Raw genomic sequence first — 8,305 nt, 5'->3', positions numbered from 1 at the left:
AATACGGCAGCCAGGAACGTATTTTCTGTAAATGCACTTACATCGTGTAGCAGCGTCGTGCTGAGCGACATCACTAGGACGCCGAGTAATGTGGATAGGGCAAAGGTTTTGCCAATTTGTTTGTAGCCGATAATCAGGAAGGGCAAGTTAAGTAGAAATAGAAATACACCGAGTGGCACTGAGGTTACATAAGACAAAATAATCGAAATGCCGGTTACTCCACCGTCTGTAATTTGATTCGGAACAAGAAATAGCTCAAGTCCGACACCCATTAAGACTGACCCAATGACAATAAAGATAATTCGCTTGAGAAGCTTGATTAGGCTGATCTTCGTGTGCTGATACTGCTGCACACTGGAAATAGCTGCAGAATCGAGTGCTCCCAACTGGGCAATTCCCTCAAACTGGTTCATATCCTGCGAAGCCGATGCATGACTCCCCTTGGAACTGTTGCTGTCTGCACTGGTGTTCGTTGTCAGATGCTCCACCGCGTTCACCTCTCTATATAAGCCTTAAATGTACTACACTCATTATTATATCGGAATTTACTTCCTTGTTGGACCCTATTGGAAAATATTAATAACAAGAACACTAATTCGAGCGTCGGTTTCACCTATTTATTTGCATAAAAAAACACAGACTCTCCTCACTCTTGCAAGGAAAATCCGTGTTGCTTATTCCCTGTTATCTTATCCCTCAGGATTGTTGTGGCTGACATGATTCGCCATCTTCGTCTTCTTAGACCCTGACAATGGCTCTTGCATCGCATTCCGTTCATTGCCTGCTTGATGCCGGCTGGATTGCTCCTTGTTAGGTACAGGGATTGCTCTTGGCTTGCTCATTGCACGCACACTCCTCCGTCATTATAAGTGTTCTAAGTCCGTCGGCTTATCATGATTCAGTGCATCCTGATGGCGTCGATCATTGTGATCCTGCTGTAACTGCTGGGCATGATGACTATTGACGGGTGCCTGCTCCAAGTCCTTAACGACATTGCTCAGATTTTTGTCCAGACCATCCTTTGCTTTCGTCACCTTCATCCCTCCTACTGTAAGCCGTGATGGGTTACATCATGTAGCACTTGCGCGCATTCATGAATATGACGCACATAATTCTGTACAAGCTCCTGTACAACCTCAGTCCGCTCATCGATATGAACCCCACTCTTCTCGACATCGATCAGATTGAGCTCTACCTCGCGCGAATCCACATAAGCGCAATGGAAATCGAATGAGTACATTTGGCGGCCGGCTGTATCGATATGAATAACGAGTGCCTGTGGATTGGCGCCGTCAGGCAGTACTGTGGCTTTATCGCCAGGCTCAAGCTTTGCTGGCAGCGTTTGCTGCCATGCATCCACAAGCCTCGATTGATCGACTTGCGGTTGTTCTTCCTGATTCATAAGAGCTACACCTCCACTATTCAATTACAGTTTGCGGCCAGCAGAGGCATTTTATACAGCAAAAAACCCACATCACCAAGGATGTGGGTTCAACATGTAAAAGTTATGGCGGAGAGGGTGGGATTCGAACCCACGTGAGCTTGCACCCTAACGGTTTTCAAGACCGCCCCGTTATGACCACTTCGGTACCTCTCCATATTCGACTGCCCGAGTCGAGTCGGACAGTCTTTATTATATCATAGGCATTACGACAATGCAACTATGACCTTTCAATTATTTGTGGCGAATGGATTCCAATCCGCCCATATAAGGACGCAATGCTTCCGGAATCACAATGGAACCGTCTTCTTGTTGGTAGTTCTCCATAATTGCAGCGACAGTACGTCCAATCGCAAGGCCGGAGCCATTCAGCGTATGCACGAACTCAGGCTTGGATTTCGTATCGCGACGGAAGCGAATGTTCGCACGACGCGCCTGGAAGTCCTCGAAGTTCGAGCAGGATGAAATCTCACGATACGTTCCGCTGCTTGGCAGCCATACTTCCAAGTCATACGTCTTCGCAGAGCTGAATCCAATATCTCCTGTGCACAATGCCATCACACGATACGGCAAGCCAAGCAGTTGCAGAATCTTCTCTGCTTGGTTCGTCAGTGATTCCAATTCAGCATAAGAATCCTCTGGCTTAACCATCTTCACCAGCTCGACCTTATTGAATTGATGCTGACGGATAAGTCCGCGAGTATCACGGCCAGATGCGCCTGCTTCAGAACGGAAGCAAGAGCTGTAAGCTGTATAATAACGAGGAACTTGTTCGTCTGTCAGAATCTCATCGCGGTGAAGGTTCGTTACTGGAACTTCTGCCGTCGGGATGAGGTAATACTCCGTACCTTCCAGCTTGAATAGATCTTCCTCGAACTTCGGCAACTGACCTGTACCGATCAAGCTGTCACGGTTCACGATAAGCGGAGGAAGCACTTCTTCATATCCATGCTGCATCGTATGTACGTCCAGCATAAAGCTGATTAGGGCACGCTCCAAGCGGGCTCCTGCCCCCTTGTAGAATACGAAGCGAGAGCCTGTTACCTTTGCAGCTGATTCGAAGTCCAAGATGCCGAGATCCTGCGCGATATCCCAATGCGCCTTTGTTTCGAAGGAGAATGCGGTAGGCTCGCTCCAACGGCGAACTTCTACGTTATCATCCTCTGATTTGCCTACTGGTGTACTTTCATGAGGTACATTTGGAATGGACAATGTAATCTGCTCCATTTGTACTTCAATACCACGAATCTCTTCATCGAGCTCCTTAATCCGATCGCCTACTTCACGCATTTGCGCAATAAGTTCGTCGGCTGACTCGCCTGCCTTTTTCTTCTTCGCTACATCTTGAGACACGACATTACGTTGATTTTTCAACTGCTCGGTCTCTTGCAGCATTTCGCGGCGACGTGCGTCAAGCTCCGGGAAGTCCGCGATCATTTCTTCCGATTTGCCTCGATTTTGAAGCGCTGTTACTACACGTCCATAATCACTTCTTAACAATTTGATATCTAGCACCGATTGACCCTCCTGCCAGAAACGGATGAACACCCCTCACGATATACGCGGAGCTGTTTGATTCGATCCGTATCATACTATTTCACTATTATAACGTATATCCGAGAAAAACACCTTAACTCTCCTAACATCAGGAGAGTCAAAGTGTTTGTTATTCTTTATCCTGCTACATTTGCAGCCTGTTTAACCATCTCAACGAAATAGCTGTGCAGGCTAATATCTGATGTCAGCTCCGGATGGAACGAGCAAGCTAGAAGCGAGCCTTGTCTTGCTGTTACAATCTCGCCGTTTACCTCGCAGAGTACATCAACACACTCACCGACTGATTGGATAAGTGGTGCCCGAATGAAAACCGCACGTACTGGCTGCTCGATCCCTTTCACATCTAAATCCGCCTCGAAACTTTCACGCTGCCGTCCAAATGCGTTGCGCATTACCGTCATATCCATCAGCTGCAAATGCGGCTCCTCTGAGCCTTGTTGGCCTTCCACTCGTTCCGCCAAGCAAATCAGTCCCGCACATGTGCCGAAGATCGGCTTGCCAGCTGCTGCAAATGCCTGAATCGCCTCGATAAAGCCGTACTTCCGCATCAGCTTGCCAATGGTTGTACTCTCTCCACCGGGAATGACAAGCCCTTGAAGCTCATCAAGCTGTTCTGACCGCTTCACGGCTACCGCATGGGCTCCTGCCGCTTCCAAGCTGCGCATATGTTCTGCTACCGCGCCTTGCAGCGCCAATACTCCGATGTTCATCCGTGAAGTCCCTTCTTTCCCCTGAGCTACTAATACACCTATAGAAAGGATATAGAGCGCTTAACGCCGACTAGGAAGCACCGTCATGGTGCTTCCTCATCTACCCTGCTTCTATAATTACCAGCCGCGATCCTGCATACGCTCAGATGGCGCAAGCTTGGAGATCTCAATCCCCTTCATCGGTGTACCCAGGTTCTTGGATACGTTCGCAATCAGAGCATAATCTTCATAATGAGTTGTCGCTTCCACAATCGCACGAGCGAACTTCTCAGGACTGTCGGATTTGAAGATACCAGAGCCAACGAATACGCCGTCAGCGCCCAGATGCATCATCAATGCTGCATCTGCTGGTGTTGCAACGCCGCCTGCAGCGAAGTTCACGACTGGCAATTTACCTGTCTCATGAACATGTAACAGCAAGTCATACGCTACACCCAAGTTTTTCGCTTCTGCATACAGCTCGTCCTTCGACAAGCTCTGCACTTTGCGAACTTGGCTAGTGATCAAGCGCATGTGGCGAACAGCCTCAACAATGTTGCCTGTTCCCGGTTCACCCTTCGTACGAAGCATTGCTGCTCCTTCGCTAATACGTCGAAGTGCTTCACCCAAGTCTTTAGCGCCGCATACGAATGGGATGGTAAATGTATTTTTGTCAATATGGAATACTTCGTCTGCTGGAGTCAGCACTTCCGATTCATCGATGTAATCTACGCCAAGGGATTCCAATACTTTGGCTTCTACGTAATGACCAATGCGTGCCTTCGCCATAACTGGAATCGATACAACATTCATAACCTCTTCTACGATTGTTGGATCTGCCATACGAGCTACGCCACCAGCTGCACGAATATCAGATGGGACACGTTCAAGCGCCATAACTGCTGTTGCGCCTGCTGCTTCAGCAATTTTCGCTTGCTCTGCATTCATGACGTCCATAATGACGCCACCCTTTTGCATTTCTGCCATACCACGTTTTACTCGAGCTGTACCTGTTTCCATTCTGATTGCCCCCCGCCACTAGTCAGTCATTTTCGATTGCTACAGTTTCATCCCTCTATTTTACATGATCGTCATTCGAATAGACAATTGATTTTGTCACAGACGAAAGCCAATTCCTATGACCAATACTGCGAAACTAGAACAAATTCTTAATAGACTTGAACAAATCTGCGAAAAATTCCCCGATTGCACGGAAAAATAGACGCCACCAGCTGCCCTTCTCCACTTCTTCTGTTGCAATCATGTTCACTGTCTTCTTCTGCTCGGCACCATTGTCCTTGTAAGTGAACGTCACTGTACCCACTTGCTGTCCCTTCTTAATAGGCGCAACAAGCTCATTTGCCGGCTTCAGATTCACTTCTTGTGTAATTTTTCCTTCTGTGGTCGCTCCTTTTGAAATGACGAATGACACGCCTGTTTCAGCAACGATTGGCACTTCCGTATCTACACCTTTTTTGATTGGAGCTGTCTCCACACCTGCTACAGTCTTCTTCGGTGCGATCTCATTCTTTATTTCAAAATGCTCGAAACCGTGATTAAGCAGCTTCGCTGTTTCTTCGAACCGTGCTCCTTTATCTTTCGCGCCCATTACAACCGAGATCAGTCGCATATTATCGCGTACTGCCGTACCTGCGAAGCAATATTGAGCAATGTCAGTAAATCCTGTTTTCATTCCATCCAAGCCTTGATAAGCATAACGCTTGAAGTTTACGACATCTTTATTGGCCTCAAGCATCCAGTTCAAGTTGGAGATTGGCGTTTTATCACGTTCTCTAAACTTATAGGATTGAATCTTCGTATACTCACTGAATTCAGGGTGATCATTAACAATTGCACGCACCAGCTTGGCCACATCCATTGCGGACATCATCGTCTCTGCCTTTTCAGCTGGACGGAAGTCTCTCGGCATGCCTTCCCAATCCAATCCAGTGGAGTTGATATAGTGTGTCTTCGTCATGCCAAGACGCTTTGCTGTCTCGTTCATGATTTTTACAAACTCAGCCTCAGAGCCAGCAATATGCTCCGCTAGAGCTACCGTGGCATCGTTGGCAGATCCGATTGCCATTGCAATATACAAATCGCGAACCTTATGTGTGTCCCCTTCTGCCAAGAAGATGCGGGAGCCTTCTGTTACGGACGCGTTCTTCTTCGCCACAACCTCGTCATCGAAGCTCAATTCGCCTTTCTTCACCTTCTCCATGACGATGTACTCTGTCATCATCTTCGTCATGCTAGCTGGAGGATAAGAGATCTCCGAGTCAATATCAACTAATATTCTACCCGTTGAGGCTTCCATAAGAACCGCGGAGCGAAGCTTCAAATCAAGTTTTGACTTATCCGTAATAACTTGATTGTTGCTCCCCTTCGTTGCCGCTACTTGCTTCGTTTGCGTTTGAGTTTGAGCAGCTGCCTCAGCGGCCACCATTCCTGCTGATGGCAATAAGGCGAAGCTTAATATTTGACATGCGGTAACCAAAGCGACCGCTCGTTTCCATTTGTTATGTTTCATTGTTGTATGTTGCTTAGACACTACGTACAACTCCTCTCCTGTTGAGTCCCATAGCTATTCTAACATAGCCAGACACGCAAAAAAAGACAGGGTTGTAATACCCTGTCTTTCATTGTCGACATTTTCCGTAAATGCAACACAATTACATGGAATAGTTAGGAGCTTCCTTCGTAATTTGTACATCATGCGGATGACTTTCACGCAATCCTGCGCCAGATATCTTCACAAAATGAGTATCATTTTGAAGCTCTTTCAGAGTGTTCGTACCACAGTATCCCATACCTGCTCTCAATCCGCCAAGCAATTGATGGATCGTATCAGCCAAAGGCCCCTTGTATGCAACACGGCCTTCAATGCCTTCTGGAACCAGCTTCTTCTCATTGCTGCTGTCTTGGAAGTAACGATCCTTACTGCCCTGCTTCATTGCGCCCAGCGAGCCCATACCGCGGTATACCTTGAAGCTGCGGCCTTGATAGATTTCCGATTCTCCTGGGCTCTCTTCTGTACCTGCGAACAAGCTTCCGAGCATAACCGCACTTGCACCTGCAGCGATTGCTTTTGTAATATCACCAGAGTATTTAATACCGCCATCTGCAATAACAGGGATACCGTACTCACGAGCTACGTTCGCACAGTCGTATACAGCTGTAATTTGCGGTACGCCGATACCAGCAATAACGCGAGTCGTACAGATCGAACCTGGTCCAATACCTACTTTGACTACAGAAGCACCTGCCTCAATCAAATCACGAGTTGCTTCACCCGTAGCTACGTTCCCAGCTACGATTGTCAACTCTGGGTACAAGCCGCGCAGCTTGCGAACCGCTTCAATAATATTGATATGATGGCCATGAGCGGAGTCAACAACGATTAAGTCGACGCCAGCTTGTACAAGCAGTTCAGCACGTTCGAAGGAATCTTGGGAAATACCGATTGCTGCGCCACACAGGAGACGTCCTTGGGCATCCTTCGCAGCTTTTGGATATTGGATTGCCTTCTCAATATCCTTAATCGTGATAAGTCCCTTCAACGTGTTGGTTTCATCAACCAATGGAAGCTTCTCGATCTTGTGCTGCTGTAAAATCACTTCTGCTTCTTGAAGCGTAGTGCCTACAGGAGCTGTTACCAAGTTCTCATGTGTCATGACTTCTTTAATCTGAATGCTGTAGTCATGAACAAAACGAAGATCCCGGTTCGTCAATATACCTATAAGCTTATTTTCTGCATCCACAATCGGGACACCAGAAATGCGATACTTTGCCATTACACGATCCGCATCTTCAACAGTATGATCTGGAGAAAGCGAGAATGGATTAGTAATAACCCCACTCTCTGAACGCTTTACGCGATCCACTTCTTCGGCTTGTTGCTCAGCCGACATATTTTTATGAATAACACCGATACCGCCTTCGCGAGCAATTGCAATTGCCAATGGAGCTTCGGTAACTGTGTCCATACCAGCACTCATCAATGGAATGTTCAATTTCACCTTATCGCTCAAAATTGTCGATACGTCTGTTTCCCGTGGCAGTACACTCGATTTACGAGGTACTAACAGCACATCGTCAAAAGTTAAGCCTTCCTTCACAAACTTAGATTCCCACACCAGAAAGTTCCTCCCTTGATTGTATTGGCGCATTCATTGTCCGAACCCCTTGTGATACAGGGCTTGTCCTCTGATTAACGTCGTCTCTAAAAATATATTATTGCAATCTTAGCAAAGCGGTATGAGGCTGTCAAGGATAAGCGTCTTGTTTTGGTAATTCGTAATTTATTTGCTTCCTATTCATGTACAAACAAATAAATGTCCACTCCAGGCGAACATTAATATTACTATTATGGATAGTATGAGATTGTTTGTTATTCTCCATTCATCACCTAATCAGCAAGAAATATAAAAAAACCACCGTCGAGATGTCTCAACAGTGGTCTTTAATTGCTTGGCGACGTCCTACTCTCCCGGGACCCTGCGGTCCAAGTACCATCGGCGCTGGAGGGCTTAACGGTCGTGTTCGGGATGGGTACGCGTGGAACCCCTCCGCCATCGCCACCAAACAGCATTGGCTAAAGCCAATATGAAGTTCAAGA

The 8,305-nt window shown here is 47.0% G+C and carries 9 protein-coding genes, 1 tRNA gene and 1 rRNA gene; all 11 read right to left on the bottom strand.

What is annotated here, in order from left to right:
* Nucleotides 1-488 (bottom strand): YitT family protein (locus AZ66_RS23920; RefSeq protein ID WP_231587016.1); only part of this gene is annotated, 488 nt, incomplete at its 3' end.
* A gap of 201 nt (nt 489-689) precedes the next feature.
* Nucleotides 690-842: a small acid-soluble spore protein P gene (locus AZ66_RS23915; protein ID WP_044357147.1), complete on the bottom strand. Its 153-nt coding sequence runs from the start codon at nt 840-842 to the stop codon at nt 690-692.
* A 21-nt stretch (nt 843-863) separates the two neighbouring features.
* Nucleotides 864-1,034 carry a hypothetical protein gene (locus tag AZ66_RS32090; protein WP_162833944.1) on the bottom strand — a complete coding sequence of 57 codons (171 nt, stop codon included), beginning with the start codon at nt 1,032-1,034 and terminating at the stop codon, nt 864-866.
* 11 nt (nt 1,035-1,045) lie between these two features.
* Complete coding sequence (locus tag AZ66_RS23910; RefSeq protein ID WP_021259792.1) at nt 1,046-1,402, bottom strand: hypothetical protein; 357 nt, start codon at nt 1,400-1,402, stop codon at nt 1,046-1,048.
* Between the two features lie 106 nt (nt 1,403-1,508).
* A tRNA-Ser gene (locus AZ66_RS23905) sits at nt 1,509-1,597 on the bottom strand.
* A 78-nt stretch (nt 1,598-1,675) separates the two neighbouring features.
* A complete protein-coding gene (gene serS / locus AZ66_RS23900) occupies nt 1,676-2,956 on the bottom strand; it encodes a serine--tRNA ligase (protein WP_021259793.1) in 1,281 nt (426 codons plus the stop codon).
* 158 nt (nt 2,957-3,114) lie between these two features.
* The gene (gene pdxT, locus AZ66_RS23895) at nt 3,115-3,708 is read right to left on the bottom strand and encodes a pyridoxal 5'-phosphate synthase glutaminase subunit PdxT (protein WP_044357146.1); all 594 of its coding nucleotides are present in this window, start codon (nt 3,706-3,708) and stop codon (nt 3,115-3,117) included.
* 117 nt (nt 3,709-3,825) lie between these two features.
* Entirely contained in the window at nt 3,826-4,707 is an 882-nt protein-coding gene (gene pdxS / locus AZ66_RS23890; protein WP_044357144.1) for a pyridoxal 5'-phosphate synthase lyase subunit PdxS, read from the bottom strand.
* A 136-nt stretch (nt 4,708-4,843) separates the two neighbouring features.
* Complete coding sequence (locus AZ66_RS23885) at nt 4,844-6,217, bottom strand: D-alanyl-D-alanine carboxypeptidase family protein (RefSeq protein WP_044357149.1); 1,374 nt, start codon at nt 6,215-6,217, stop codon at nt 4,844-4,846.
* A 142-nt stretch (nt 6,218-6,359) separates the two neighbouring features.
* On the bottom strand, nt 6,360-7,823 hold the full coding sequence (gene guaB, locus AZ66_RS23880; protein ID WP_044357142.1) for an IMP dehydrogenase: 1,464 nt from the start codon (nt 7,821-7,823) through the stop codon (nt 6,360-6,362).
* A gap of 332 nt (nt 7,824-8,155) precedes the next feature.
* Nucleotides 8,156-8,272 (bottom strand): 5S ribosomal RNA (rrf, locus tag AZ66_RS23875).
* Nucleotides 8,273-8,305 lie beyond the last annotated feature (33 nt).

This window comes from Paenibacillus sp. E194 (assembly GCF_000935845.1).
Classification (GTDB): Bacteria; Bacillota; Bacilli; order Paenibacillales; family Paenibacillaceae; genus Paenibacillus_B; species Paenibacillus_B alvei_B.
Note: the sequence above shows the minus strand (reverse complement) of the source record. Positions and strands in the feature narration are given on the sequence as shown.

What these genes read in the sequence shown, in the direction of transcription:
- AZ66_RS23915 (WP_044357147.1), bottom strand. Translation starts at nt 842, where the DNA reads ATGAGCAAGCCAAGAGCAATCCCTGTACCTAACAAGGAGCAATCCAGC.
- AZ66_RS23910 (WP_021259792.1), bottom strand. Translation starts at nt 1,402, where the DNA reads ATGAATCAGGAAGAACAACCGCAAGTCGATCAATCGAGGCTTGTGGAT.
- pdxT (WP_044357146.1), bottom strand. Translation starts at nt 3,708, where the DNA reads ATGAACATCGGAGTATTGGCGCTGCAAGGCGCGGTAGCAGAACATATG.
- pdxS (WP_044357144.1), bottom strand. Translation starts at nt 4,707, where the DNA reads ATGGAAACAGGTACAGCTCGAGTAAAACGTGGTATGGCAGAAATGCAA.
- AZ66_RS23885 (WP_044357149.1), bottom strand. Translation starts at nt 6,217, where the DNA reads ATGAAACATAACAAATGGAAACGAGCGGTCGCTTTGGTTACCGCATGT.